Source organism: Desertibaculum subflavum, from assembly GCA_003576705.1.
Taxonomy (GTDB): Bacteria; Pseudomonadota; Alphaproteobacteria; order Ferrovibrionales; family Ferrovibrionaceae; genus Desertibaculum; species Desertibaculum subflavum.
Genome location: QOZS01000012.1, coordinates 86,169 through 111,052, shown reverse-complemented (window position 1 = coordinate 111,052; position 24,884 = coordinate 86,169). Strand labels below are relative to the sequence as shown.

Below are 24,884 nucleotides of genomic sequence, written 5' to 3'. Positions count from 1 at the left end.
TGAAGCGAGGCACCATGACCGAACCGGTACTGGCGCTCGATGACTTGTCCGTGCGCTTCAAGCTGAAGCGCGGCGAGCTGAACGCCGTGGACGGCGTTTCCTTCGCCGTGCATCGGCGTGAGACCTTCGGCCTGGTCGGGGAAAGCGGCTCCGGCAAATCGGTCACGGCGCGCGCGATCATGCGCCTGATCCCGACGCCGCCGGGCGAGATCAGCCGCGGGCAGATCCGCTTCGAGGGCAGGAACCTGCTCGATCTGCCGGACGAGGAGATGCGCAGCCTGCGCGGCAAGCGCATCGCCATGGTGTTCCAGGAGCCGATGAGCGCGCTCAACCCGGTCTACAAGGTCGGCACCCAGATCGGCGACGCGGTACGCACGAATCTCGGCCTCGGCAAGGCGGAGGCGCGCGAGCGCACGATCGAGCTGCTGTCGCTGGTCGGCATCCCGGCGCCGCGCGACCGCATCGACAACTATGTGCACGAATTTTCCGGCGGCATGCGCCAGCGCGTCATGCTGGCCATGGCGCTCTCCTGCAATCCGAGCTTCCTGATCGCCGACGAGCCGACCACCGCGCTCGACGTCACCATCCAGGCGACCATCCTCGAGCTGATCACCCGCATGATCGAGAAATTCGACATGTCGCTGATCTTCATCACCCACAATCTCGGCGTCGTGGCGCATGCCTGCGACACGATCGGGGTGATGTATGCCTCACATCTGGTGGAGCTCGGTCCGCGCAAGGAGCTGTTCCGCAACCCGCAGCACCCCTACACGATCGGCCTGCTCAACTCGATCCCCAGGCTCGACACCCGCTCCAAGCACCTGACGCCGATCCAGGGCTCGGTCTGCAGCATGATGTCGCCGCCGGCGGGCTGCAAATTCCATCCGCGCTGCGCCCAGGCCATGGAGATCTGCCGGCGCGAGATGCCCGAGTTCCGCGAAGTGGCGCCGGGCCACTACGCCGCCTGCCACCTGCACGGACGGAACTGACGCATGGATGCCGCGGTCGATACCGCCAAGGACGCCACCGGGCCACTGCTCGAAGTGAGCGGGCTCGCCAAGCATTACCGGCTGCACGGCGACATCTATTCCAAGCTGGCCGGGCAGAAGACGCAGTACCTCAAGGCGGTCGACGGCATCGATTTCGCGATCCGCCGCGGCGAGACGCTGGGGCTCGTCGGCGAATCGGGCTGCGGCAAGTCCACCACCGCGCGGCTGATCACGCGGCTGGTCGAGCCGACCGCCGGCGAGGTGCGGCTGAAGGGCGAGAAGGTGCTCGGCTTCTCGGAAGCGCGCATGAAGCGCATGCGGTCCGAGGTTCAGCTCGTGTTCCAGGATCCCTACAGCTCGCTCAACCCGCGCAAGACGATCATGCACATCCTCGGCCGGCCGATGCAGCTGCACGGCATCGCGAGCTCCTATGCGGAGCGACGCGAGCGCGTGCTGGAGCTGCTCGCCCGCGTCGGCCTCGGCCTCGAGCATATCGACCGCTATCCGCATGAATTCTCCGGCGGCCAGCGCCAGCGCATCGCCATCGCCCGTGCGCTCGCGGTGAATCCGGAGCTCGTCATCGGCGACGAGCCGGTCTCCGCGCTCGACGTCTCGATCCAGGCGCAGATCCTCAACCTGTTCCGCGACCTGCAGGAGGAGTTCGGCCTCACCTATCTCTTCATCGCGCACGACCTCAGCGTGATCCGCCATATCAGCGACCGCGTCGCCGTCATGTATGTCGGCAAGATCGTCGAGATCGGCCCGGCCGATACGGTGTTCGCCAATCCGCTGCATCCCTACACCCAGGCCCTGCTCAAGGCGGTGCCGGAGGCCGATCCGGACAAGCCGCCGCCGGAACTCACGCTCAAGGGCGAGGTGACCAGCCCGGTCGACCCGCCGCCCGGCTGCCGCCTGTGCGGCCGCTGTCCGCTCGAAAGCAAGGTCTGCAGCGAGAGCGCACCGCCGCTGCGCGACACCGGCGACGGAAGACAGGTCGCCTGCCACAACATCTGAAGCCATCTCCCCCGACCCCTCTCCCGCGGTGCGGAAGAGGGGAGCACGATCACCGCTCCGCCAGCCGCGGATCGAGGATGTCGCGCAAGTCGTCGCCGAACAGGTTGAAGGCCAGCACCGTGGAGAAGATGGCGAGCCCCGGGAAGGCGGCGATCAGCGGCGCCGTCTCCATGAAGTCGCGCGCGCCGGTTCAACTAAACGATGCCATTCTTGCCGCCCGCGACGATGAATGAATGTCAGAACGCCCGCTATGCGACAGCCGGGTTCTTAGTCTTCGAATTCATAGTCGGGATCAGGCATATCTTCTCTAGCAAATCGGTTCGTGCCCCGAACGTTCACTCGTTCGAACTCTGTTTGCCGCTCTACCCCGTGCGCATCTTTGTAGCGGACGGCGCCGCGAATTGTCATTCCTTTGCGGGCGAACCGGGGCTCGGCCAGATAGGAGAGGCTCGTCGTGAAGGCGACTAGCAAATGGCCGCCAGCGCGAATTGTGCGCGGCTCGGCATAAGACCCGGCGCCCATGTAGGGCGCCTCTGGCATGGTTGGATAGAGTCCATGGGATGGAGATTTTTCAACCACGATGCTGATTTCCGCCCTTAGGAACATCGCTTCGGTATCGCCGACGTTTGCGATCTCGCATTGAATCTTGATCGGCTCGTTGATGGCGAGCGGATGCAAAATGACTTTGCGAACGCGGAGTTTGGGACGATGGGTGGAGACAAACTCCCGTCTCATTTCGATGACGGTATCCCGAAGCCGACGAGCCTGAATCCATCCCGTAGCGATCAGGCCAGCCGTCGCGACAAAAAGAAGGAGTGTGAAGAGAACTAAGAGGCTGTCCGTTATTTTTATGCGCATGCCCCAGACGGCGGGCCAGTACTCACTGCCCTCCGGGTCGCTCCCTCGTGCGCTTTGCGCGCCTGGCGGCTCCGTTTCTGGGACAGGATTGGCTAAATCATCGGGCAAGATAGCCCTTGAATTCGCTCCCTCTTGAATGGGGCGGTCGCTTGCTCGGGCCGGTTCGGTGTTCTTCTGAGAGATGATCGATGTCTGCGGGACCGTCTGCGAAATTGCTGATCCTCCGGAAAGCACAAGCAGCATGCTGGCCAGTCGGATCAGACGCATTCTTCGCCCCCCCTCGAACACCCTCGCGAAGAGGTTGAAGCTTCGAGTCAGAGTAGCCAACTACATTTTCTCGATCCGAAGGAGGGGCCTCCCATGAGGAATCCCTCACCCCCAACCCCTCTCCCGCGGTGCGGCAGAGGGGAACACGATCATCGCTCCGCAATGCGCGGATCGAGGATGTCGCGCAGGCCGTCGCCGAACAGGTTGAAGGCCAGCACCGTGTAGCAGATGGCGAGGCCGGGGAAGACGGCGATCAGCGGCGCCGTCTCCATGAAGTCGCGCGCGGCGGAGAGATCGGAGCCCCAGTCGGGCGTCGGCGGCGGCGTGCCGAGGCCGAGGAAGGAGAGCGCTGCGATGATCAGGATGACATAGCCGAGCCGGACCGTCGCATTGACGATCAGCGGCGAGACGATGTTGGGCAGGATCTGCTTCAGCGCGATGCTGAAATGGCCGTCGCCGATGGCGCGCGACGCCTCGACATATTCCTTCTGCTTCTCCGCCAGCACCGAGCCGCGGGCGAGCCGGGCCACTTCCGGCATGAAGGCGAAGCCGAGCGCGAAGATCAGGATCAGGTCGTTGTAGATGCCCTCTAGCTTCCATTCCCGGGCCAGCGTCACCACCAGCAGGTAGAGCAGCAGGCCCGGAAACGCCAGCAGGCCGTCGACGAAGCGCATGGCGACGGCATCGGTCTTGCCGCCGAAATAGCCCGACAGCACGCCGTAGGGAATGCCGATCGCGAGCCCGAAGGTGACGGCCAGAACGGCGATGGTGACGAGCCGCCGGCCGCCCCACAGAAGGCGCGAATAGATGTCGCGCCCGAGCCTGTCGGTGCCGAGATAGTGCTTCTCGCTGGGTGGTGCGAGGCGCTCGCGATAGCTCTGCTTGATCGGGTCGTGGGTTGCGATCACCGGCGTCGCGATACAGGCGCCGAACAGCAGCGCCAGCATGACGAGGCCGGCCAACGCTGTCTTGCTCTTGCGCAGCTCGTACCAGGCGTTGGCGATCAGCGCGCGCATCCGGCCCATGCGCGGCGGACGCGGCACGGCGCGTCCCGCGGGGATGCCGATGGCGCCGCCGACCGTGCCCTTGCCGATGTCGAGATCGGTCATCGCGTCTCTCCTTCAGGCCAGCGCGACGCGCGGGTTGAGCAGGCGGTAGGCCAGGTCGACCAGCAGGTTGGTCACCACCACGATGACGCCGAGCACCAGCACGCCGGCCTGCACCAGCGGATAGTCGCGCTGCAGGATCGCCTCGTAGATGGCGCGGCCGATGCCGGGCCAGGCGAAGATGGTCTCCAGCACCACGGTGCCGCCGAGCAGGTTGGCAAGCTGCAGACCGCTGATCGTCAAAGTCGGGATCATCGCGTTGCGCAAGGTGTACTTGAAGATCACCTTGCGCTCGCGGAAGCCGAGCGAGCGTGCGGTGTCGACATATTCCTTGTTCATCTCATCCAGCATGCTGGAGCGGGTGAGACGCGTGGTGAAGGCGGCTTGGCGGAAGCCGATCGCCACCGCCGGCAGGATCAGATAGGTCAGGCTCGCCTTGAGATCGACGAAGGGACTGACATAGCCGGACGAGGGCAGCCAGCCGAGATAGAGCGAGAACAGCAGCACGCAGAGGATGGCGAACCAGAATTCCGGGATCGAGATGCCGGCGAGCGAGGTGACCTGCGCGGTGTAGTCGACCGGAGTGTTGCGGCGCACGGCGGCGATAGTGCCGAGCGGCACGGCGATCAGCATGGAGACGCCGATGCCGACCGCCGCGAGGTAGACGGTCGCCGGGATTCCCGTCATCAGCTCGAGCGTCACCGGGCGCCGTGTCACCAGCGAGATGCCGAAATCGCCCTGCACGACGCGGCCGAGCCATTTCGCGTAGCGGATATGGACCGGCTGGTCGAGACCGTATTCCTGCTCCAGCGCCTTGCGGATTTCCGGATCGTCGTTGCCCTCGGTGCCGATCAGCGTGTCGACGATGTTCCCCGGCAGCATCTCGACGAAGACGAAAACCGACACCGTGAGCACGAACAGCACCGGCACCAGATGCGCGATGCGGCGGATGATGTAAGCCAGCATGGACGGCGACCCTTCGAGGAAGGAGTTCGCCCGCCGCGCCCTCGCTCATCGGGCACGGCGGGCTTGTCAGCTTTGCCTTCGGCGCGCTGCCTCTAGCCTTCCATCCACGCCGTTCGGAGCCCGCCGCCGGCATACTGGAACGGGCCGGTGAAGGCGGGGTGATAGCCATGCACCTTCTTGGTGCCGGCCTGCCGCAGCGGCACGAAATGCGTGTAGATCAGCGGCAGGTCGTGGTTCACCAGCGAATCGACATCGGCATACATCTGTCGCCGCTTCTTCTTGTCGCGCTCGACCTTGGCGGCGAGGATCAGCTGGTCAACCTTCTCGTTGACATAGCCGTGCCGGCGCTTGGTCTCCGGCGCGGTCGACAGGATAGAGCGGCCGTACCAGCCATCCGGATCGATGCGATAGCTGTTGGCCGAGGAATCGATGTCGAATGCGCCCTTGTTGTACTTGTCCTGGATCACCGGCGTCGGGTGGATCTCGAACACGACGTTGAAGCCGGCTTCCTGCAGCATGGCGTGCACCAGCTCGCCGGTCTGCTGCATGTAGGGGAAGCTGTCGTTGGCGATGATCAGCAGCTTGGCGTCGCCGCCATTCGCCTTCTTCAGCATCGACCGGGCCTTGTCGGGGTCGTATTGCGGCCAGGACTTGATGCTCTCGCCGTGCCAGGGGCTCGACTTGCTGTAGAAGCCCTTGGCGATCTGGCCCTGGCCGTGGAACACGGCCTGGTGGATGCCCTCATGGTCGATCGCATGCGCCGCCGCGGTGCGGAGCATGTGGGCGTCCTTGTTGTCCTTGTGCGAGAACGGTCCGTTCTTCAGGTTGAAGGCGACGAAGGCGGTGCCGACCTGCGGCACTTCCCAGGTGTTGTAGTTGGCGCCGTTCTCCTTGATGAAGTTGTCCACATCGGCATAGGCGATGTTGTCGATCAGGTCGACCTCGCCGGTGCGCAGCGCGGTCAGCCGCACCCGGTCTTCCTTGCGCGGCTTGCCGATCAGCGCGTCGAGATAGGGCAGCGAATTGCCTTCCGCGTCGGTGCCCCAGAAGTTCTCGAACCGGACCAGCTCGGTCGTGTCGTTCCGCTTCCACGACTTGAACTTGAACGGCCCGCAGCCCATCGGATGTGTGTCCACCTTGTCCACCGCGCCCGGCGCCAGCAGGTTGACCGGGTAGTAGACGACATTGGTGTCGAAGGCGGCGCTCGGCGATTTCAGGTGGATGCGCACGGTGTGCTTGTCGTCCACCGTGATGCGTTCCACGTCGCTCAGCGCCGAGCGGGTGAAGGAATGGCCGATCTTCGGGTCGAGGATCCGCTCGTAATTCCATTTCACCGCGGCGGCGTCGATCGTCTCGCCGTTATGGAATTCCAGGCCTTTGCGCAGCTTGAAGGTCCAGGTCTTCATGTCCTGCGAGGCATCCCATTCGCTGGCGACCGCCGGCACCGGCTCCATCTCGCCGTCGAAGTCGAGCAGGCCGCCGGTCATGCCGGCGAGCGGATGCGAGACGAAGTAGATGAAGTTGCGATGGGTATCGAGGCCGACGGAATCGTCGCGGGTGCCGAACCGCAGGGTGCCACCGCGCTTCGGATGGCGCTTGGCCGCGCCGGCGGATGAGGGAATCCCAACGGCGCCCGACACGGCGAGCGCGGTACTGGCAGCCAGAATCTCACGTCGGGTGAGCCGGCGGCCGTTGTCTCCAGCATGATCGGACATCTGAGAAGCCTCCCGTTTTTTGGTTCGGTCCGAATGCGGCTATGTCGAATTGCCGTTACTCGATACTGCCCTCCATGGGTGGTTACGCGGGTGATGAAGACGGCCTGTCCAGGCGGAATGCACGCCGCCCTGGCCGCTGCGGGCGACTGTGCCATGACGCGGCGCGATTGTTCAACCGGGCTGGCGCGAAATCAGCGCGCGGATGGAATGTGTCAGCATTCTTGTCGCACTTGCGCGCCATTTGAATACCGGTTCTGCGTCGCGCGCCCTGCCGCGCCGTCGGCGCGGCGCTATGCTCGCCTCGGTTCGGGCAGGGGGCGCCGCGTCGTGCACAGGTTCAAGCTTCTCCGCGGCTGGCTCGCCCGCCAGCCCGGCAACCTGCGCGGCATCTTCTGGGTCGGATTCTCCGGCATCCTGTTCGCCGGGCTGAACGTCGCGACGCTCTACCCGGCGCAGCACCTCAATCCCTGGGTGATGGCCTTTCTGCGCTACGGATTCGGGCTGGTGCTGGTGATCGCGCTCCGGCCGATGGGGCGGAGCTATCCGGTGGCGACGCAGCAGCTCGGCCTGCACGCGCTGCGCGGCTTCCTGCATGCCGGCGGCATCGTGCTCTGGTTCGTCGCCCTGCCGCACGTGACCCTGGCCGACATCACCGCGCTCGGCTTCACCGGCCCGATCTTCGTGACGCTCGGCGCTGCCCTCTTCCTCGGCGAGCGGGTTGGCCTCACCCGCTGGCTCGGCGTGGCGGCGGGCTTCACCGGCGCCATGATCATCGTGCGGCCGGGCTTCCAGGAACTCTCGGTCCACACCTTGGCGATCCTGGCCTCCGTGCCGGTCTTCGCCACCTCGAACCTGATCGCCAAGCAGCTCGCCCGGCGCGACGGCGCCGGCACCATCGTGTTCTGGCAGAACGTGTGGATCACCCTGTTCTGCCTGCCGGCCGCGGCGCTGAACTGGATGCAGCCGAGCCTCCTGGACCTCGCCTGGTTCGTCGCCGCCGGCCTGCTCGGCACGCTCGGCCATCTCGCCATGCAGCGCGGCTACCAGATCGCCGACATCACCGCGCTGCAGCCGGTCGGTTTCCTGACCCTGATCTGGAACACCATCTTCGGCTATTTCCTGTTCGCCCAGCGCCCCGACATCTGGACCTTCATCGGCGCCACGGTGATATTTGTCAGCGTGGCGTGGTTCTCGCGGCGGGAGGCGCGGTGATCAGGCGGCCCGCTTCGCCGTGATACGGGCGATTTCGGCAGGCTTCAGCCCGCGTCGGGCGACTTTCAGATCGTAGTTGGTCTGCAAGTTCATCCAGAATTCAGGGCTGTTGCCGAAGAACAGGCTCAGGCGCAACGCCGTATCCGCGGTGATGCGCCGCCGGTTATGCACGATATCCGAGATGCGATTGGGCGAGGTTCCGATCGCATGCGCCAGTGCATTCTGGCTGATATCGAACCCAGCCAGGAACTCTTCCTTCAGCATCTCCCCCGGGGTCACGGGGGCAAACTCATTGCGGGCCATCACTGTGTCCCTCAGTGGTAGTCGACAATTCGGACGCCATGGGCGTCGCCATCCTGCCAGCGAAAGATCACGCGCCATTGATCGTTGACGCGGATCGAATGGTACTCCTTCAAGTCGCCGCGCAGCTTCTCCAAACGGTTCGCGGGCGGCACGCGCAGGTCCTCCAGGCGATGAGCGGCGTGGACAGCCTCGAGCTTGCGCTTCGCCGCTCGGGCTATTCCCTGAAAGTCGCGCACGATCTCGTCGCGAAACAAAGCTTCAGTTCGCCTATCGCCGAAAGATCTTATCATCCGGACGGCTATTATACCGGATCCCGGTACTCGGGAAAGTCGTATTCGTGCCGCCCGGACGGGCTGGAGCGAGCGGCTCCCATCAATCCAGATCCAGTCCGTTCATCCCCGCATTCTTCCGCGCCTTGGCGACCATGTCGGTGACGATGGGGCCGAGCTTGGTCGGGTCGGCGATCTGGTCGACGGTCGGGCCTTTGTGCCAGCCCTCGGCGACCGCGATGATGCCGCTGCCGGCCTGGAACACGCGGCCGGTGATGTCCTTCGATTCCTCGCTCGCCAGCCACACGCCGATCGGCGCCACCCATTTGGGATCGCGCCGCGCGATCTCCTCCTCGGTATAGCTGCGCAGGTCGGCGGTCATCCGCGTATAGGCCGAGGGCGAGATGGCGTTGACGGTGATGCCGTAGCGGCGTAGCTCGCGCGCCGCGATCACCGTAAACGAGGCGATGCCGGCCTTGGCCGCGCCGTAATTGGACTGCCCGACATTGCCGTAGATGCCGGAGACCGAGGTGGTGTTAATCAGCCGCGCGTCGACCCGGCCGCCATTCTGCTTCGCCTGGTCGCGCCAATAGGCGGCGGCGTGGCGGGCCGGCGCGAAGGTGCCCTTCAGATGCACCTTGATCACCGCGTCCCATTCCTCTTCCGACATGTTGACCAGCATGCGGTCGCGCAGGATGCCGGCATTGTTGATCAGCACGTCGAGCCGGCCGAAGGCCGAGATGGCGCGGTCGATCATCGCCTTGGCGCCGTTCCAGTCGCTGACATCGTTGCCGTCGACCACCGCTTCGCCGCCGGCGGCCTTGATCTCGGCCACCACCTGCTCGGCGGCGGAGGGGTCCTTGCCGGTGCCGTCGGTATTGCCGCCGAGATCGTTCACCACCACCTTGGCGCCGTGCTCGGCGAGCAGCTTGGCATGTTCGCGGCCCACGCCGCGGCCGGCGCCGGTGACGATGCAGACCCGGCCTTCGCACAATCTCAGCATACGACTTCTCCCCAGGATTCGGACTTTCTGACCGCCGCATCAGAGCGGCGCCGGCGCCGACTCGTCAACTCGTCCGCGCATGCGCGATTGACGCCGATCAAGGTTCTGTCGGCCAAGGGGTCGAGGATGGCCCGGACCCGAAGCCTGCGGAACCTACCCTCATGGACGAGAGCGAGCCGAGGCCCCGCCACGCGGCCCTGCACCGGCTCTATGCCTATTGGCAGGCGAAGCGCGGCGGCGCCTTCGCGCCGTCGCGCACCGCCATCGACCCGGCGGAGATCCGCGACCTGCTGCCCTTTGTCGTGCTGGCCGATGTGGTCGGCACGCCGCCGCGCTTCCGCATCCGGCTGGCCGGCACGCATGTGGTCGAGGCCTATGGCGAGGAGGTCACCGGCCGCTATGCCGACGAGCTCGATTTCAACGGCATCGGCCCCGAGGTGCTGGCGGCGCTGCAGGCCGTGGTGCGGAGCGGCCGCCCCGGCCTGGTGCGGCGCGACTTCGTCAAGCAGGACGGCCGGCCGCTGCGCTACGAGCGTCTGGTCCTGCCGCTCTCGAGCGATGGCGTCACGGTCGACAAGCTATTCGGCGGCGCCGTGCTGGAACAGCTGACCGAACCGCCCGCCGGCGTCACGCCAGCCATTTCTCCATGAACAGGCTGAGCGGGTCCGGCCGATAGGGCGGGAAGGCGGGGCGGCGGCGGAAGCCGGCGCTCTCGTAGAGCGCGATCGCCGCCGGCTGGCGGATGCCGGTCTCGAGGCGAAGCACGCGTACGCCGATGCCGCGGGCATGCGCCTCCATGGCCTGCAGCAGCTCGCGCCCGACCTTCAGGCCGCGCGCCAAGGGGTCGACGAACATGCGCTTCAGCTCGCCCTCGCGGCCGCTTTCGTCGAGCAGCAGCGCGCCGCAGCCGACCACCTGCCCATCGCGCCGGGCGACGAAGAAGCGGACATGCGGCTGCACCAGGGCGGCGAAGTCGACCAGGTGGTTGCTCTCGGCCGGATAGAGGCTCTGCGCATAGGCGTCCGACATCGAGATCAGCCGCTCGACCGGCGCCTGCAGCGGCGTCTCGACCGTAACATTGGCGGCGGCCCGCCGCGGTGCTTCGCGTACTTCGCTCATCGGCAGCCTGATCCGGGCACGATTCGGGTCTCGCCGCCATCATGCCGCGATCGCCCGGCGGCGCGAACCCCGGCGGCCGCTTGACTATCCCGGCCGCGGGTGAAAGCTGGAGCGATGCCCGCAGGCCCCGACGCCCAGACCCCGCCGCCGGTCGCGTCCGAAAGCTTCCGCGACGCCGCGGCGGCGGTCGACCGCATCGCCGAGCTCTACGAGCGCAACACCGCCTTCCTCCGCACCCATTTCGAGGCCTGGCGCCGCGGCGCGCCGCTCGCCGCCCGGGTGCGCGCCTTCTATCCGGAGATCCGCATCGCCACCGCGACCCACGCGCCGCTCGATTCCCGGCTTTCGTACGGCTTCGTCTCCGGCCCGGGCCTGCATGCCACCACGGTGACGCGGCCCGATCTCTACCGCCGCTACCTGCTGGAGCAGATCGGCCTCCTGATCCAGAACCACGGCGTGCCGGTGGAGATCGGCGAATCGCGGGAGCCGATCCCGGTGCATTTCGCCTACAAGCGCGACATCAACCTGGAGACCGAGCAGCTCGGCCAGGACTGGCCGTCCGACCGGCCGCTGCGCGACCTGTTCGACGTGCCGGACCTCGCGGCGATGGACGATGCCATCGCCAACGGCACGCACCGCTCAGCCCCGGGCGAGCCGGCGCCGCTCGCGCTGTTTCGTGCCGCCCGCACCGACTACTCGCTGCATCGGCTGGCGCATTACACCGGCACGCGGCCGGAGCGGTTCCAGAATTTCATCGTCTTCACCAACTACCAGTTCTATGTCGACGCCTTCGCCCGCATGGCGCGCGAGCGCATGGCGGCCGGCGATCCGGATTACGAAGCCTTCGTCGAGCCGAACGAGGTGGTGACGCAGAACGCCCGGCTCGGCCCGCTCGGGCCGGTCGGCACCGCCCCGCTGCGCCAGCCGCCGATGCCGGCCTTCCATCTCGTCGGCGGCGACCATGGCGGCATCACCATGATCAATATCGGCACCGGCCCGTCCAATGCGCGCAACATGACCGACCATGTCGCGGTGCTCCGCCCGCATGCCTGGATGATGCTCGGCCATTGCGCCGGGCTCGGCGCCGCGCAGCGGCTCGGCGACTACGTGCTGGCGCATGGCTATGTTCGCGAGGACCATGTGCTGGACGCCGAGCTGCCGCTCTGGGTGCCGATCCCGGCGCTGGCCGAGATGCAGGTGGCGCTGGAGCAATCGGTGGCGGAGGTGACGGGTCTTGCGGGCTACGAGCTGAAGCGCGTCATGCGCACCGGCACCGTGGTCAGCGTCGACAACCGCAACTGGGAGCTGGCCGGCGAGGGCGACGTGTTCCGCCGCCTGTCGCAGTCGCGCGCCATCGCGCTCGACATGGAGAGCGCGACCATCGCCGCCAACGGCTTCCGCTTCCGCGTGCCCTACGGCACCTTGCTCTGCGTCTCCGACAAGCCGCTGCACGGCGAGATCAAGCTCGCCGGCATGGCCGGCGAGTTCTACCGCCAGCGCGTCGGCCAGCACCTCGAGATCGGCCTCAAGGCGGTGGAGAAGCTGCGCGCCCACGACCGCGAGCGCCTGCATTCCCGCAAGCTGCGCAGCTTCGCCGAGGTGGCGTTCCAGTAGCGGCGGTCACGCCGACGCCAGTTTCGCCTACAGCCGTCCCTGCCGGCGTCTAATATGGTCCCGTCGACTGAGGAACCATCCTTGACCGAAGAGCGCCTGGAACGACGGCTCTCCGCCATTCTGGCGGCCGATGTGGCCGGCTACAGCCGGCTCATGGGCGTCGACGAGGAAGGCACGCATCGCCGCCTGACCGAGCACCGGCGCGCGCTGGTCGACCCGGCGATCGCCGCGCATCACGGCCGCATCGTGAAGAATATCGGCGACGGCCTGCTCGCCGAGTTCGCCAGCGTGGTGGATGCGCTCCGCTGCGCGGTGGAGATCCAGCGCGGCATGGCGGGACGCAATGCCGACCTGCCGGCGGAGCGGCGGATCGAGTTCCGCATCGGCCTCAATGTCGGCGACGTCATCATCGAGCAGGACGACATCCTCGGCGAGGGCGTGAACATCGCGGCCAGGCTGCAGGCGCTGGCGCAGCCCGGCGGCATCTGCGTCGCCGCCCGCGTGCAGGAGGATGCGCGCGGCAAGCTCGATATCGGCTTCGACGATGCGGGCGAGGTGCGGCTGAAGAACATCGCCTGGCCGGTGCGCGTCTATCACGTCGCGCTCGACGGCTCCCCGGCCGAAGCCCCGCCGGCCCCGGCGCTGCCCGACCAGCCCGCCATCGTGGTGCTGCCCTTCGCCAATCTCAGCGACCATCCGAACTACGCCTTCGTCGCCGACGGCGTGACCGAGGATCTGACCACCGCGCTCTCGCGCCTGCGCTGGCTGTTCGTCATCGCGCCCAACTCCGCCTCGGTCTACAAGCAGAAGGCGGTCGATACGGGCAAGGTCGCCCGCGAGCTCGGCGTCGGGTACATCCTGGAAGGCAGCGTGCGCACCGCCGGCCAGCGCATCCGCATCACGGCTCAGCTGATCGATGCCGAGGGCAAGCACGTCTGGGCCGAGAAATACGACCGCGACCTCAACGACATCTTCGCGGTGCAGGACGAGATCGTCGAATGCATCGTCGCCGCGATCGAGCCGCAGATTTACGCGCGCGAGGGCTTCCGCGCGGCGACGCGGCCGCCGGAAAGCATCGGCGCCTGGGGCCGCGTGGTGCGCGCCATCGACCTGATCAACCGGTTCGGCCGCAAGGAGAACGAGAAGGCGCAGCGCCTGCTCCGGCGCGCCATCGAGGCCGATCCCGATTATGCCCGGGCGCACGCGACCTTGAGCTGGGCGATCTGGTGGGCCACGCTCTATCACTATGCGGAGGACCGGCCGGCCGGCTTCGCCGAAAGCGCCCGGCATGCCGAAGCGGCCTTGCGGCTCGACCAGAACGAGCCCTGGGCCCATATGATGGTCGGCCTCAATCTCAGCACCGCCGGCCAGCACCAGCGCGCCCTCGCGGAGATGGAAGCCGCGCTGCAGCTCAATCCCAGCTTCGCCCTCGGGCATACGACCTATGGCTGGACGCTGCTCCGCGCCGGCCGCTTCGAGGCGGCGGTGGCCGAGACGGCGAAGGCGATGCGCATGAGCCCGATGGATTCCTTCGCCGGCCTCTACACGACGACGCATGGCCTCGCGCTGCTCGGCATGCGGCGCTTCGCCGAGGCGCTGCCGCATCTGCGCGCCTCGGTCGCCGCAGGCGCCGAATTCGCCGGCCACTACAACGTGCTGATCAGCTGTTGCGGGCATCTCGGCCTCGCGGACGAGGCGGCCGAGTTCATCGCCCGGCGCAACCAGGTCGGCCCGCCGCTCCATGCCGGCATCGTCCGCTACAACCTGCGCGCCTTCGCCCATTGCGACGTGTTCGTCGAGGGCCTGCTCAAGGCCGGCGTGCCGGAATAGGCGGCTGCGGGCCGGCAAGAACGCCGCGATGCCGGCGGCATTTTTCGACGGCCGATAGCTCGCCTCAGCCGTCGAGCGCCCGGCGCACCAGGTCGGCGGTGTTCCTGCTGCCCAGCTTGCGCATCACGTTGGCCCTGTGAAACTCGACGGTGCGCGGGCTGATGCCGAGCATGCGCGCCGCCTCCTTGCTGGTGGCGCCGCGCACGATCTGCGCCAGGGCGACGCGCTCGCGCTCCGTCAGTAGCGCATGGCCCGGGAACGGCTTGGACAATACGCCGAGAGCGCCGTGCAGCCGTTTGATCTCCTGTCTGGCCTGCCGCAACTCCGGCGTCGCCAGGAACTCCCAATCACCGTTGCGTCGGGCGGTGCAGCACTGATGCGCACGCGCGACATCCAGCAGGTCGACCGCCCGGCTCGCCTGCAGCGAGTAGGTGCAGAGCACCACCATCCGCTGTCCCGCAAGCGAGCGGTCGAGCTCGCGCTCGTACTCGCAGAATGCCTGCCAATGATTGGACTCGATCCAGAACGCGTTGCCGCTCACCCGCATGCCGTCGAAGCCTTTGGCCAGCGCAGCACTCAGCTTCTGGCTCCAGCCGCCGGTGATCCGTTGCAGATCGAACTGGCTGCCGCGCAAATACCAGTCGGTGCCCGAGATGATCTCGATCCGTCCGGCCGCGAGCTGCGCCTCGAGGTCGGGGACGGCACGGCGCAACGCGGCCTTGGCATCAACCTCGGTAGCCGGCTCCGAAATCGCCCAGACGCAGAATTCGTTGCTCGCCAGCCCGGCCTTGAAATACGCCGCCGCCGTATCGAGCAGGTCGTCCTTGGTCTCGTAGAAGACGCAGATATGGGTTCCCCACGGCATCTCGCCCACCACGCGGATGCCGCTCTGCCGCAAGGGCTGATCCTCTGCGGAAGCGCCGCGCCTGGGCCTGCCCGGCCGGCGCCCGGTGGTTCCGCCGTCGCGAACCGCGGTCGTGTTGGTTGGGGACACCTTGCCCCTCCGGTGTCAGAAATCTGCCGCTTCCGCGGCGGCGAATACCAACATGTCTGGACGCGTGTTCCGACCCCAAGGCCCTAGCTCGACAAGAGCAAGCCGGGTGACCTCGAATGAATACGAGTATCGGCGCTTCCTCGTAGTCTTACAAGGTTTCCCGACGGCGCCCGCCCCCCAGGTTTGCGGACCTTAGTGGAGGCTATCTTGATGCCGAGGGTTCTCTCCAATTGGCGGTCGCGCCTTGGTCCGGGCGCGGCCTCGGCGGCGCTGGTTCTCGCCATCTGCCTCGGCCTCACCGCGGTGGCCTGGCGGGTGAGCCAGCATGCCGTCGAGGCGGAGGCAAAGGCCCAGTTCCGCCTCGCCGTCACCGAAGCCGCGATCGCCGTCACCGACCGGATCGAGAACAACGAGAACGTGCTGCGGGGCGGCGTCGGACTGCTCGCCGCCGCGCCCGATGCCAGCCGCGCGCAATGGCATGCCTTTGTCGACACGGTGAAGGCGACCGAGCAGCTTCGCGGCGTGCTGGGCATCGGGTTCGCGCGCCGGATCCGCGTCGCGGAGAAGGACGCGCATGTCGCCGCGGTGCGCGCCGAAGGCTTCCCCGAATACGACATCCGGCCCTCGACCCCGCGCGCGGAATACACCTCGATCGTCTACCTGGAGCCGTTCGACTGGCGCAACCAGCGTGCCTTCGGCTACGACATGATGACCGAGCCGGTGCGCCGCCGGGCGATGGAGCTGGCGCGCGACAGCGGCCAGGCGGCGCTCTCGGCCAAGGTGACGCTGGTCCAGGAGACCGACCAGGAAGTTCAGCCCGGCTTCCTGATCTACCTTCCCGTCTACGCCCAGGGGGCCCCGACCGGTTCGGTGGAGGCGCGGCGCGCCGCCCTGGTCGGGTTCGTGTACTCGCCGTTCCGCGCGCATGACCTGATGACCGCCGCCCTGGCGCGGCAGCGCTTCGACCTCGCGATCGAGATCTTCGACGGGTCCGAGCCCGCCGAAGAGAACCTGCTCTACCGCAACCGCGCCATGTCCGCGCTCCGGCGCAGCGGCGACACCGCCGAGTTGGTGGAGCAGGTTTCGCAATCGATCGGCCAGCACGCCTGGACGCTCCACTTCGCCGCCGCCACGTCCTTCGTCTCGCCCGACACGCGGCGCCGGCCCTGGCTGATCCTCGGCGGCGGCGCCATCATCAGCCTGCTGGCCGGGTCCGCGGTCGGCGCCATCGCGCGCAACCGCCTGCGCGCGCAGGTCGCGGCGGAGCAACTGGCAACCGGCACCGCGCAGCGGCGCCAGGTCGAGGCCGAGCTGCAGCAGAGCGAGCAGATGGCCCGCCGCATCATCGACGCGGCGCTGGATGCCTTCGTGCAGATCGACCAGACCGGTCGGATCATCGAGTGGAATCCGCAGGCCGAGCGCCTGTTCGGCTGGTCGCGCGCCGAAGTGCTAGGCCAGCCGCTGGCCGAACTGGTCATCCCGCCCGACCTCCGCGAGCGGCATCGCGCCGGTCTCGCGCGCTATGCCGCGACCGGCGAGGCCCACATCCTCGGACAGCATATCGAGATGCGGGCGCTGCGCCGCGACGGCGACGAGTTCACGGTCGAGCTCACCATCACCGCGCTCACGCGCGGCCAGGGCCTTGTCTTCAACGCCCTCATTCGCGACCTGACCGACAAGCTTGCCGCCGAACAGCAGCTGCGCCAGGCCCAGAAGCTCGACGCCATCGGCCAGCTCACCGGCGGCGTCGCGCACGACTTCAACAACCTGCTCACCGCCATCATCGGCAGTGCCGAGATGCTGATCTCATCCTCGGGCACGAACAGCAGGCTGCGCGAGCTCGCCGAGGGCATCCTCACCGCCGGCCTGCGCGGCGCCGACCTGACGCATCGGCTGCTCGCTTTCGCGCGCAAGCAGTCGCTGCAACCGCAACTGATCGACCTGAACCAGCGCCTGCCCGGCGTCGTCACCATGCTTCAGCGCATGCTGGGCGAGGCGGTCACGCTGTCCTTCACGCCGGGCGATGGCCTCTGGGCGACCCGGGTCGACCCCTCGCAGGTGGATGACGCCGTGGTCAATCTCGCCATCAATGCCCGCGATGCCATGCCGTCGGGCGGCGACCTGATCATCGCCACCGCCAATGCCGAGATCGACGAGGGCTATGCCTCGATCGAGCGCGACGTGCGCCCGGGCGCCTATGTGATGCTGTCGGTCACCGACAGCGGCACCGGCATGTCGCCCGAGGTGGTGGCGCGCGCCATCGAGCCCTTTTTCACCACCAAGGAGCCCGGTAGCGGCACCGGCCTCGGCCTCAGCATGGTGTACGGCTTCGTCAAGCAGTCGGGCGGCCATCTCAAGATCTACAGCGAGCCCGGCCTCGGCACCACGGTGCAGATCTACCTGCCCCGGGCCCAAACGCTATCGGATGCCGTGCCGGCCCAGCCGCGCGCCCTCGCGACGGCAATTCCGCGCGGGCGCGAATCGATCCTGCTGGTCGAGGACAATGCCGATGTGCGGGCCATGGCCATGTCGCAGCTCACCGATCTCGGCTATCGCGTCCTGCCGGCGGAACATGGGCCGGCCGCGATCGAGATCCTGAAGAGCGGCGAGCCGGTCGACCTGCTGTTCACCGATTCCGTCATGCCGCTCGGCATGACCGGCCGCGAGCTGGCCGAGGCGGCGCGCGGCATGCGGCCCGGCCTTCGCGTCCTGTTCACCACCGGCTATCGCGGCATTCGCCGCGAGGACGAGACGGCGGCGGAGAAGCCGGACGTCCTGCACAAGCCATATCGCAAGCACGAACTGGCCGAGCGCGTCCGCAACGCGCTCGACCGGCCCTAGTCCGCGCCTCAGTCCGAGCCGGTCGCCCAGGCGCCGACGGCCCGCATCATCCGGTCCGCCCGTGCGGGCGCATCAGCACAACGCGGCGCACAAAAAAAGCCGGCGAAGACCAGGCGATCGGCCGCGGCACAGGCGGGTTGAGCAGCAAGATCCACGCCCTGGTCGACGCCCTCGGCAACCCGATCCGCTTCCTGCGCACGGCGGGACGGGCGCACGACCTGCACGATGCCGACCCCAAGGCCCCAGCTCGACAAGAGCAAGTCGGGTGCCCTCGTACTAATACGGGTATCGGCGTTTCCCCGTAGTCTTACAAGGTTTCCTGACGGCGTCGGCCCCCCAAGATCTACGGACCATGACGGAGGCTATCCCACCGCGCCTCTCTCGCATTCCCTGAAGGCCTCCTTCAGCGGGATGATTTTCAACAGGGAACGACTGAAATGGTCCGCTCTGCGTTGCGTTCACTGGGTCGATTCTTCCTGGGCCTTTCCAGTCCGCCGCCCGCGAAGCACAGCCCGCCGGCGGCGCAGGCGACGGCCGCCGCGTCGTTCGAAGGCCGCACGCGCCAGATCGCCCGGGTGGCGAAGGATGGCTCGAGCAAGGTTCTGGCGGCCAGCGTCCAGCTGATTGGGATGCAGGACATTCGCCGCTCGCTCGGTCCGCGCTGGCCGGCCGTGTCCAGCATCGCTTACGCGGTGGCCGAAAGCGCGATCCGGAGCCACCTTTCCGCGCAGGACATCTTCCAGCGCCAGGACGACGAAACCTTCATCCTCTGCTTCGCCCATTCCAGTCCGGCCGAAGCGGACCGGCAGACCCGCGCCATCGTCAACGAGATCCGCACCGAACTGGTGAAGCAGGCACCGGACATACCGCTGCGCGTCGACCATACGGTGGCCGAGCTCGATTGGGCGCCGGTGGTGGCGAGCGGCGGGTCCCTGGCCGACAGCATCGCCGCCAGCCTGCGCAAGATCCGGCAGGAAGCCGACGAGGCGGCGCGCACCTGGCGCCGCGAGTTGCTGGCCAGCGCGACCGTTCACTACAACCCCGTCTGGAAACCCGACAAGCGCATCGTCGCGATCTATCGCTGTCTCCTCGACCCGGAGACGGGTCGCCAAACCCTGCGGCGCTTCGGCGCCTTGTCCGGGCTGGACGAGGCGCGCTCGCTGATCTGCGATCTCGATTGCCTGCTGATCGGCCGCGCCATCGAAACCTTGCACAGGCTGATCAGTTCCGGTGGCACGGCCCAACTCATCATTCCGGTCAACCTGAACGCGCTTGCCGATCGCGCCGGCCGCGAAGCCTATCTCGGCTTGTGCCGGACGATCCCCGAAGCCTATCGGCCCTATGTGCTGTTCGAGCTGCACGGGGTCACGGCCGCGACGCCGACCTCGCGACTGATCGAGATCGGCCTCGCGCTCAAGCCCCACGCGCATGGCTTGCTGATCGAGGTGCCGCCCGTCGTCAGCCGCCTGCATGAGGCGGCAGCAATCAGCGTCTACGGCGTCACAGTAAGCGCCAAGGCGCTGAATGGCCCCGATATCGGCAATCGCCTGCAGCGCTTCGCCGCCGCCGCCCGGGCAATGAGAATCAAGATCTTCGCACATGACGTCGACACGCTCGGCACCTGCGAGGCGGCGATCGGTGCGCAGCTCGACTACATGGGAGGCGCCGCGATCGCGCCCTCGCTGCTGGTGCCGAAGAGCGCCCATTTCTGGAATCCCGTCTGAGCCATGACGATGCCACAGTTCGAACCGGCGGACTGGGCCGCCTTTTCCGCCATTGCCGTGCTCGGTACCTGGTGGCTGTTCGGCTTCAGATGCCGCGACCTTGGGCAACAATTGCGCCGCCATATCGAGCGCGACCGCTTGGTGGCGCGCGCCGTGAGCGCCGTGCTGTGGGATTGGGAGGTCGCCCCCGACCGTCTCGAATGGAGCGAGGCCCTGGAACCGACCTTCGGCTATCCCCCGGGAGCGGCAGGCGGGACATTGTCCTGGTGGCTCGAACGCGTCCACCCGGAGGATCGGGGGCGAGTCGAAGCCGGACTTGTCCATGTGGTGGCCGAATCCGCGTCCTGGTCATGTGAGTACCGCTTCCGTCGTGCCGACGGCGGCTATGCCGATGTGCTCGATCGCGGCTATGTCGTCCGAGACAAATCCGGCCGCGCGGTCCGGATGATCGGCGCGATGCTCGATGTTTCGGAGCTTCGTCGCAAGGATCTGGCGCTCCGCGAGAGCGAGGCGCGCTATCGGCAAGTCGTCGAGGGGATCGGCGAGGTGATCTTCAAGATGGATCGCGACGGCCGATGGACCTTCCTCAACGCCGCGTGGACCCGGGTCACCGGATGGGAAGTGGCGGCGAGCCTAGGTCGGGCTGCCATCGGCTATGTGCGCGATGCCGACCATCCCAGGCTCCGGTCGAGCTTCCGCCGCCTGATCGCCGGCGAAGCCGAGGCAATGGAGGAAGAGTTCCAGGCATTGAGCCGCAATGGCCAGATGAAGTGGTTCGGCATGGTTGCCCGTGCCATGCGTGACCAAGCGGGCAGCATCGTCGGCGTTGCCGGTACTCTGACCGACATCACCGAGCGGAAGCAGGCCGAGCTTGCGCTGCGCTACGCCAAGGAGGCGGCCGAAGCGGCGGACCGGGCGAAGTCGCAGTTCCTCGGCAATATGAGCCACGAGCTACGCACGCCGCTCAACGCGATCCTCGGCTTTGCGGAGCTGATCCGGGACGCGATCGCGGGGCCGCTGGAAGAGCGCTACCGCCAGTACGCTGGCAATATCCACGTTGCCGGCACGCGTTTGCTCGGCATCATCGACGACATCCTCGACCTCTCGCATCTCGATCGCGGTCAGCTGCAGCTCAACGAAGCGACCGTGGATATCGGCGGCGTCATCGATATCCTCGTGGGGCGCTGGGACTTGGCGGCCTCCTCCGCGGGGCTTCTGCTGCAGCAGGACGTGGCCGAGGGATTGCCGACGATTCGGGCGGATGGCCTGCGGTTGCGCCAGGCCCTGTCGAACCTCGTCCGCAATGCGATCGAGTTCACGCCGGAAGGCGGCAAGATCTCCGTATCGGCGATGGCGGAAGCGACGGGCCTCGTCATCCGCGTCGCCGATTCCGGGATCGGCATCGACCCCGCGCATCTGCCGTATGTCACCTCGCCTTTCCACGTCGAGGAGCCGGTGCAATCGCGGTGCCATCAAGGCGCCGGCCTCGGATTGCCGTTGGCACGCCGTCTGATCGAGCTGCATGGCGGCACGCTGGAGATCGACAGCGAGCCCGGACGAGGGACCACCGTGACGCTGCGCCTGCCCAGGCAGCGCGAGCTGGCATCGGGCAAGAATGCTACCTGACGGCAGCGCCGGCGCCCGGTTGTCCGTCAGTCGGGCTTGTCCTCGCCGGCGGCGAAGCGCTGGTCTTGCTCGCGGACCAGCCAGTAGACCGCACCCAGCGCCAGCATGGCGGCGCTCAGGCCGAGCAGCTTGCCGGCATCCGTGGCCGTGAGATCGAGGATGATCAGCTTGCGCAGGATGGCGAGCATGGCGAGGAGCACGACGGTCCTGACTTGCACGATGCTCTCGCGCCGCTCCGCCACCACGACCAGCGAGCGTTTGAACTCCAGCGCGATGATGACGGTGAAGATCATGCCGAACACGGCCTGGAACACCGCGTGGTCGGTAGGATCGAACGCCTCCGCAAGGAACACGACGTAGAAGATCTTCAGCGCCAGGTTCCACACCGCCGAGGCGATCACCAGCGCGATCAGCGTGGTGAGGATCACCACCACGGCCTGCTCGAATTTTCCGTAGAAGGTCAGGAGCCGCCATCGGTCCCGCGCCGCTGCGATCTCGCCCCTCACCGTCATGGCAGCCTCCCGGCACGGCTTCCGCTCGACAATAGCGTCCGCGGTCACGACATGCGACCGGTCGCGCGCGGCGCGGCTTGACAGCCCGCTCTCCGCGTCTATTATTTAACCGAGAAGTTATCTACCAGGGCGGTTACAACAACAAATGCCTGCACCCGTCACCAGCGATCAGCTTTCGGCCACGTTTCAGGCGCTGGCCGATCCGACCCGGCGCGCCATCCTGGCCCGCCTGTCGCAGGGCGAGACCACGGTCACCGACCTGGCCGAGCCCTTCGATATGAGCCTGCCGGCGATCTCCAAGCATCTCAAGGTGCTGGAACGCGCCGGGCTGATCGCGCGCGGGCGCGAGGCGCAGTGGCGGCCCTGCCGCCTGGAAGCGGCGCGGCTGAAGGACGTGGCCGACTGGGTCGAGCGCTACCGCCGGTTCTGGGAGCAGAGCCTGGACCGGCTGGACCACTACCTGCGCGAGCTGCAGGCGCCGCCGAAGGGGCAGGGGAGAACAGGGGGTAGGGGGCGCGCGAAAGGCAAGAGGAAGGAAAATGGCCGCAAGCACTGAGCTTCTCCCCGAGACGACGGCGCACGAGCTCGTCCTCACCCGCCTGTTCGACGCGCCACGGCCGCTGGTCTTCAAATGCTGGACCGACCCGCTGCATGCCGCGATGTGGTGGGGCCCGCAGGGCTTCACGCTGGAGGCCTGCCAGATGGATGTCCGCGTCGGCGGCGCCTGGCGCATGGGCATGCGCTCGCCCGAAGGGACGCGGCACGTGAAGAGCGGCATCTACAAGGAAGTCGCACCACCGTCGCGGCTCGTCTTCACCTTCGCCTGGGAGGATGAGGCGGGGCAACCGAAGCATCCCATGCTGGTCGAGGTGACCTTCGCGGAGGAGGGCAGCAAGACCCGCCTGACGATGCATCACACCAACCTCGAATCCGAGACCGCGCGGGAGCTGCACGGCAAGGGCTGGACCAGCACGATGGAGCGCCTCGCCGCCTATCTGGCATCGGGGCAAATGCGGGATTGATGCAGGCCGCCTGATCCGCCATGCCGAAGGTCTCGTTCACCCGCGCGCTGGAGCGCTTCCTCGCCGCGCCGATGGTGGAAGTCGAAGGCGCCACGGTGAGCGAGGCGCTGGCCCAGGTCTTCGCCCGCGCGCCGGCGCTCCGCGGCTATGTGCTGGACGACCAGGGCGCGGTGCGCCGGCATGTCTCGATCTACATCAACGACCAGCCGCTCGCCGATCGGCAGCGGCTCACCGATCCGGTCGAGCCCCGGGACGAGATCTTCGTCCTGCAGGCCCTGTCCGGCGGCTAGCGAACGGAGGAAACATGGCCGATCGGCTGCACGTCGGAACGCGCAAGGGCCTGTTCGAACTGGTACGGACCAGGAAGGGCTGGGACGTGGCAGAGACGCGTTTCCTCGGCGACCCGATCTCGGCCGTGCTGGTCGACGCCGACGGCGCGGCCTACGCCGCCCTCGATCTCGGGCATTTCGGCGCCAAGCTGTGGCGCCGGGACAAGGGCGGCGACTGGGCCGAGCTGCCGGCGCCGAGCTTCCCCGAGAAGCCGGCCGAGGCGAAGGACGATCCGCATCCCTGGAGCCTGGTGAAGATCTGGGGGCTGGAGCCCGGCGGCGTGCCGGGCCGGCTCTGGGCCGGCACCATTCCGGGCGGCCTGTTCCGCTCCGACGATCGCGGGGCAAGCTGGACCCTGATCGAAAGCCTGTGGCGTTCGCCGGAGCGCGCGAAGTGGGGCGGCGCCGGCGGCGACCAGCCCGGCATCAGCGTGGTGCTGGTCGATCCGAAGAACCCGGCCGATCTCCGCCTCGGCGTCTCCACCGGCGGCGTCTGGGCCAGCGGCGATACCGGCCGGACCTGGTCGCTGATCAACCAGGGCATGTATGCCGAGTACATGCCGCCGGAGCTGGCGGGCGATCCGATCAGCCAGGACGTGCACTGCCTGTCGCGCTGCGCCGCGCAGCCGAACGTGATCTGGTGCCAGCACCACAACGGCGTGTTCCGCTCCGAGGATGCCGGCGCCACCTGGAGCGAGGTCAAGGCGATCCGCCCGGCCAAGTTCGGCTTCGTCGTCGCCGCGCATCCGAATGACCCGCAGACGGCGTGGTTCGTGCCGGCGACCAAGGACGAGAAGCGCTATCCCGTCGACGGCAAGGTGGTGGTGGCGCGCACCCGCGACGGCGGCAAGAGCTTCGATGTGCTCACCAAGGGCCTGCCGCAGAAGCACGCCTACGACCTGACGCTCCGCCACGCGCTGTCGGTCGACGCCTCCGGCGAGCGGCTCGCCTTCGGCACGACGTCGGGCGGCCTCTGGATTTCCGAGGATGGCGGCGATACTTGGATGGCACCGGAGATGCGGCTGCCGCCGGTCGCCGTGGTGCGCTTCGCCGAATATTGAGGTCGCCGGATGGATGCCGAGAAGCAGAGCGCGCTGAGCCTGACGCGCGTCTTCGACGCGCCGCGCGCGCTCGTCTTCAGGCTGTGGAGCGAGCCCGCGCATCTGGCGCGCTGGTGGGGCCCGCAGGGCTTCGCCGTGAAATCGGTCGAGATGGATTTCCGCGTCGGCGGGGCCTGGAAGGTTTGCCTGCACGCGGATGCCGGCTTCGATTTCTGGATGGGCGGCGAATACCGCGAGATCCGCGCGCCCGAGCGGCTCGTCTTCACCTTCAAATGGGAGGCCGCGCATGGCAAGCCGAAGCTCGACACCGTCGCCACCATCACCCTGACCGAGCAGGGCGGCAAGACGCGGCTCGACCTGCACCAGGCGCCGTTCCAGGCGCTCGATGCCCGCGCGGCGCATCAGGGCGGCTGGGGCGACACGCTCGACCGCCTGGCCGCCTATCTCGCCGAGGTCGAGCTGTCGCGATAGGCAAGCTGTCATCAAGCCGCCGTAGCAGAGCGGCGAGTG

The 24,884-nt window shown here is 67.4% G+C and carries 25 protein-coding genes and 1 pseudogene; 15 read left to right on the top strand and 11 right to left on the bottom strand.

The features are described 5' to 3' along the window. The first annotated feature begins 14 nt into the window (after positions 1–14). A complete protein-coding gene (locus DT074_RS08520; RefSeq protein ID WP_119419420.1) occupies positions 15–989 on the top strand; it encodes an ABC transporter ATP-binding protein in 975 nt (324 codons plus the stop codon). Positions 990–992: 3 nt separating this feature from the next. Then, positions 993–2,003, top strand: coding sequence for an ABC transporter ATP-binding protein (locus DT074_RS08515; protein ID WP_119419406.1), 1,011 nt, complete (start codon positions 993–995; stop codon positions 2,001–2,003). Positions 2,004–2,052: 49 nt separating this feature from the next. Here the strand turns inward: DT074_RS08515 and DT074_RS28465 are convergent, their stop codons facing one another. The 5 genes from DT074_RS28465 to DT074_RS08495 all read right to left on the bottom strand — a co-directional run bounded on the left by DT074_RS28465 (position 2,053) and on the right by DT074_RS08495 (position 6,915). Beyond that, positions 2,053–2,175 (bottom strand): hypothetical protein, encoded by a 123-nt coding sequence (locus tag DT074_RS28465; RefSeq protein ID WP_368744542.1) that lies wholly within the window; start codon positions 2,173–2,175, stop codon positions 2,053–2,055. 95 nt (positions 2,176–2,270) lie between these two features. Beyond that, a complete protein-coding gene (locus DT074_RS08510; RefSeq protein WP_162914733.1) occupies positions 2,271–3,128 on the bottom strand; it encodes a hypothetical protein in 858 nt (285 codons plus the stop codon). A 149-nt stretch (positions 3,129–3,277) separates the two neighbouring features. After that, entirely contained in the window at positions 3,278–4,237 is a 960-nt protein-coding gene (locus DT074_RS08505) for an ABC transporter permease (protein ID WP_119419404.1), read from the bottom strand. A 12-nt stretch (positions 4,238–4,249) separates the two neighbouring features. Continuing rightward, on the bottom strand, positions 4,250–5,200 hold the full coding sequence (locus tag DT074_RS08500; RefSeq protein WP_119419403.1) for an ABC transporter permease: 951 nt from the start codon (positions 5,198–5,200) through the stop codon (positions 4,250–4,252). A 92-nt stretch (positions 5,201–5,292) separates the two neighbouring features. Further along, the gene (locus DT074_RS08495) at positions 5,293–6,915 is read right to left on the bottom strand and encodes an ABC transporter substrate-binding protein (protein WP_119419402.1); all 1,623 of its coding nucleotides are present in this window, start codon (positions 6,913–6,915) and stop codon (positions 5,293–5,295) included. Between the two features lie 327 nt (positions 6,916–7,242). On the opposite strand from DT074_RS08495, the gene DT074_RS08490 reads away from it, so the two are divergent. Next, positions 7,243–8,127, top strand: a complete 885-nt coding sequence (locus DT074_RS08490) for a DMT family transporter (protein WP_162914732.1) — start codon at positions 7,243–7,245, stop codon at positions 8,125–8,127. On the opposite strand, the gene DT074_RS08485 is transcribed toward DT074_RS08490, so the two are convergent. The 3 genes from DT074_RS08485 to DT074_RS08475 form a co-directional block, all read right to left on the bottom strand. Then, positions 8,128–8,430, bottom strand: coding sequence for a HigA family addiction module antitoxin (locus DT074_RS08485; protein WP_119419400.1), 303 nt, complete (start codon positions 8,428–8,430; stop codon positions 8,128–8,130). It lies immediately after the preceding gene. A gap of 11 nt (positions 8,431–8,441) precedes the next feature. Then, positions 8,442–8,720, bottom strand: coding sequence for a type II toxin-antitoxin system RelE/ParE family toxin (locus tag DT074_RS08480; protein WP_119419399.1), 279 nt, complete (start codon positions 8,718–8,720; stop codon positions 8,442–8,444). 82 nt (positions 8,721–8,802) lie between these two features. Further along, positions 8,803–9,702: an SDR family oxidoreductase gene (locus DT074_RS08475; protein WP_119419398.1), complete on the bottom strand. Its 900-nt coding sequence runs from the start codon at positions 9,700–9,702 to the stop codon at positions 8,803–8,805. 161 nt (positions 9,703–9,863) lie between these two features. On the opposite strand from DT074_RS08475, the gene DT074_RS08470 reads away from it, so the two are divergent. After that, on the top strand, positions 9,864–10,352 hold the full coding sequence (locus DT074_RS08470; RefSeq protein WP_119419397.1) for a PAS domain-containing protein: 489 nt from the start codon (positions 9,864–9,866) through the stop codon (positions 10,350–10,352). On the opposite strand, the gene DT074_RS08465 is transcribed toward DT074_RS08470, so the two are convergent. Further along, positions 10,330–10,821: a GNAT family N-acetyltransferase gene (locus DT074_RS08465; protein WP_119419396.1), complete on the bottom strand. Its 492-nt coding sequence runs from the start codon at positions 10,819–10,821 to the stop codon at positions 10,330–10,332. The genes DT074_RS08470 and DT074_RS08465 overlap by 23 nt on opposite strands. A gap of 114 nt (positions 10,822–10,935) precedes the next feature. Between DT074_RS08465 and DT074_RS08460 the strand changes: the two genes are divergently transcribed. Together DT074_RS08460 and DT074_RS08455 are read left to right on the top strand one after the other, a co-directional pair. Further along, on the top strand, positions 10,936–12,435 hold the full coding sequence (locus DT074_RS08460; RefSeq protein WP_119419395.1) for an AMP nucleosidase: 1,500 nt from the start codon (positions 10,936–10,938) through the stop codon (positions 12,433–12,435). 81 nt (positions 12,436–12,516) lie between these two features. Then, on the top strand, positions 12,517–14,265 hold the full coding sequence (locus tag DT074_RS08455; RefSeq protein WP_368744541.1) for an adenylate/guanylate cyclase domain-containing protein: 1,749 nt from the start codon (positions 12,517–12,519) through the stop codon (positions 14,263–14,265). Positions 14,266–14,329: 64 nt separating this feature from the next. Here the strand turns inward: DT074_RS08455 and DT074_RS28460 are convergent, their stop codons facing one another. Next, a complete protein-coding gene (locus DT074_RS28460) occupies positions 14,330–15,163 on the bottom strand; it encodes an MEDS domain-containing protein (protein WP_119419394.1) in 834 nt (277 codons plus the stop codon). A gap of 306 nt (positions 15,164–15,469) precedes the next feature. On the opposite strand from DT074_RS28460, the gene DT074_RS08445 reads away from it, so the two are divergent. The 4 genes and pseudogenes from DT074_RS08445 to DT074_RS08430 all read left to right on the top strand — a co-directional run bounded on the left by DT074_RS08445 (position 15,470) and on the right by DT074_RS08430 (position 21,450). Then, positions 15,470–18,100 (top strand): CHASE domain-containing protein, encoded by a 2,631-nt coding sequence (locus DT074_RS08445; RefSeq protein WP_119419393.1) that lies wholly within the window; start codon positions 15,470–15,472, stop codon positions 18,098–18,100. A 61-nt stretch (positions 18,101–18,161) separates the two neighbouring features. Next, positions 18,162–18,345: pseudogene (locus DT074_RS28675) on the top strand (IS5/IS1182 family transposase); the annotation flags it as partial. Between the two features lie 192 nt (positions 18,346–18,537). Then, positions 18,538–19,824 carry a hypothetical protein gene (locus DT074_RS08435; RefSeq protein WP_162914731.1) on the top strand — a complete coding sequence of 429 codons (1,287 nt, stop codon included), beginning with the start codon at positions 18,538–18,540 and terminating at the stop codon, positions 19,822–19,824. Between the two features lie 9 nt (positions 19,825–19,833). Continuing rightward, complete coding sequence (locus DT074_RS08430; protein ID WP_162914730.1) at positions 19,834–21,450, top strand: sensor histidine kinase; 1,617 nt, start codon at positions 19,834–19,836, stop codon at positions 21,448–21,450. Positions 21,451–21,476: 26 nt separating this feature from the next. On the opposite strand, the gene DT074_RS08425 is transcribed toward DT074_RS08430, so the two are convergent. Further along, positions 21,477–21,962, bottom strand: coding sequence for a phosphate-starvation-inducible PsiE family protein (locus DT074_RS08425; protein ID WP_119419390.1), 486 nt, complete (start codon positions 21,960–21,962; stop codon positions 21,477–21,479). 145 nt (positions 21,963–22,107) lie between these two features. Between DT074_RS08425 and DT074_RS08420 the strand changes: the two genes are divergently transcribed. From DT074_RS08420 to DT074_RS08400, 5 genes are read left to right on the top strand one after another with little or no spacing between them, the layout of a single operon-like run. After that, on the top strand, positions 22,108–22,518 hold the full coding sequence (locus tag DT074_RS08420; RefSeq protein ID WP_119419389.1) for an ArsR/SmtB family transcription factor: 411 nt from the start codon (positions 22,108–22,110) through the stop codon (positions 22,516–22,518). Beyond that, positions 22,502–22,984, top strand: a complete 483-nt coding sequence (locus tag DT074_RS08415) for an SRPBCC family protein (protein WP_119419388.1) — start codon at positions 22,502–22,504, stop codon at positions 22,982–22,984. Before DT074_RS08420 ends, DT074_RS08415 begins: the two co-directional genes overlap by 17 nt. Before the next feature lie 20 nt (positions 22,985–23,004). Next, positions 23,005–23,274 carry a MoaD/ThiS family protein gene (locus DT074_RS08410; RefSeq protein ID WP_119419387.1) on the top strand — a complete coding sequence of 90 codons (270 nt, stop codon included), beginning with the start codon at positions 23,005–23,007 and terminating at the stop codon, positions 23,272–23,274. Positions 23,275–23,288: 14 nt separating this feature from the next. Then, complete coding sequence (locus tag DT074_RS08405; RefSeq protein ID WP_119419386.1) at positions 23,289–24,374, top strand: sialidase family protein; 1,086 nt, start codon at positions 23,289–23,291, stop codon at positions 24,372–24,374. A 9-nt stretch (positions 24,375–24,383) separates the two neighbouring features. Then, complete coding sequence (locus DT074_RS08400) at positions 24,384–24,845, top strand: SRPBCC domain-containing protein (protein ID WP_119419385.1); 462 nt, start codon at positions 24,384–24,386, stop codon at positions 24,843–24,845. Positions 24,846–24,884 lie beyond the last annotated feature (39 nt).

Coding starts and splice junctions, on each gene's coding strand:
- DT074_RS08410 (WP_119419387.1), top strand. CDS start 23,005: ATGCCGAAGGTCTCGTTCACCCGCGCGCTGGAGCGCTTCCTCGCCGCG.
- DT074_RS28465 (WP_368744542.1), bottom strand. CDS start 2,175: ATGGAGACGGCGCCGCTGATCGCCGCCTTCCCGGGGCTCGCCATCTTC.
- DT074_RS08415 (WP_119419388.1), top strand. CDS start 22,502: ATGGCCGCAAGCACTGAGCTTCTCCCCGAGACGACGGCGCACGAGCTC.
- DT074_RS08405 (WP_119419386.1), top strand. CDS start 23,289: ATGGCCGATCGGCTGCACGTCGGAACGCGCAAGGGCCTGTTCGAACTG.
- DT074_RS08500 (WP_119419403.1), bottom strand. CDS start 5,200: ATGCTGGCTTACATCATCCGCCGCATCGCGCATCTGGTGCCGGTGCTG.
- DT074_RS08465 (WP_119419396.1), bottom strand. CDS start 10,821: ATGAGCGAAGTACGCGAAGCACCGCGGCGGGCCGCCGCCAATGTTACG.
- DT074_RS08480 (WP_119419399.1), bottom strand. CDS start 8,720: ATGATAAGATCTTTCGGCGATAGGCGAACTGAAGCTTTGTTTCGCGAC.
- DT074_RS08485 (WP_119419400.1), bottom strand. CDS start 8,430: ATGGCCCGCAATGAGTTTGCCCCCGTGACCCCGGGGGAGATGCTGAAG.
- DT074_RS08515 (WP_119419406.1), top strand. CDS start 993: ATGGATGCCGCGGTCGATACCGCCAAGGACGCCACCGGGCCACTGCTC.
- DT074_RS08520 (WP_119419420.1), top strand. CDS start 15: ATGACCGAACCGGTACTGGCGCTCGATGACTTGTCCGTGCGCTTCAAG.
- DT074_RS08460 (WP_119419395.1), top strand. CDS start 10,936: ATGCCCGCAGGCCCCGACGCCCAGACCCCGCCGCCGGTCGCGTCCGAA.
- DT074_RS08505 (WP_119419404.1), bottom strand. CDS start 4,237: ATGACCGATCTCGACATCGGCAAGGGCACGGTCGGCGGCGCCATCGGC.
- DT074_RS08430 (WP_162914730.1), top strand. CDS start 19,834: ATGCCACAGTTCGAACCGGCGGACTGGGCCGCCTTTTCCGCCATTGCC.
- DT074_RS08435 (WP_162914731.1), top strand. CDS start 18,538: ATGGTCCGCTCTGCGTTGCGTTCACTGGGTCGATTCTTCCTGGGCCTT.
- DT074_RS08470 (WP_119419397.1), top strand. CDS start 9,864: ATGGACGAGAGCGAGCCGAGGCCCCGCCACGCGGCCCTGCACCGGCTC.
- DT074_RS08400 (WP_119419385.1), top strand. CDS start 24,384: ATGGATGCCGAGAAGCAGAGCGCGCTGAGCCTGACGCGCGTCTTCGAC.
- DT074_RS08495 (WP_119419402.1), bottom strand. CDS start 6,915: ATGTCCGATCATGCTGGAGACAACGGCCGCCGGCTCACCCGACGTGAG.
- DT074_RS08425 (WP_119419390.1), bottom strand. CDS start 21,962: ATGACGGTGAGGGGCGAGATCGCAGCGGCGCGGGACCGATGGCGGCTC.
- DT074_RS08420 (WP_119419389.1), top strand. CDS start 22,108: ATGCCTGCACCCGTCACCAGCGATCAGCTTTCGGCCACGTTTCAGGCG.
- DT074_RS08445 (WP_119419393.1), top strand. CDS start 15,470: ATGCCGAGGGTTCTCTCCAATTGGCGGTCGCGCCTTGGTCCGGGCGCG.
- DT074_RS08475 (WP_119419398.1), bottom strand. CDS start 9,702: ATGCTGAGATTGTGCGAAGGCCGGGTCTGCATCGTCACCGGCGCCGGC.
- DT074_RS08510 (WP_162914733.1), bottom strand. CDS start 3,128: ATGCGTCTGATCCGACTGGCCAGCATGCTGCTTGTGCTTTCCGGAGGA.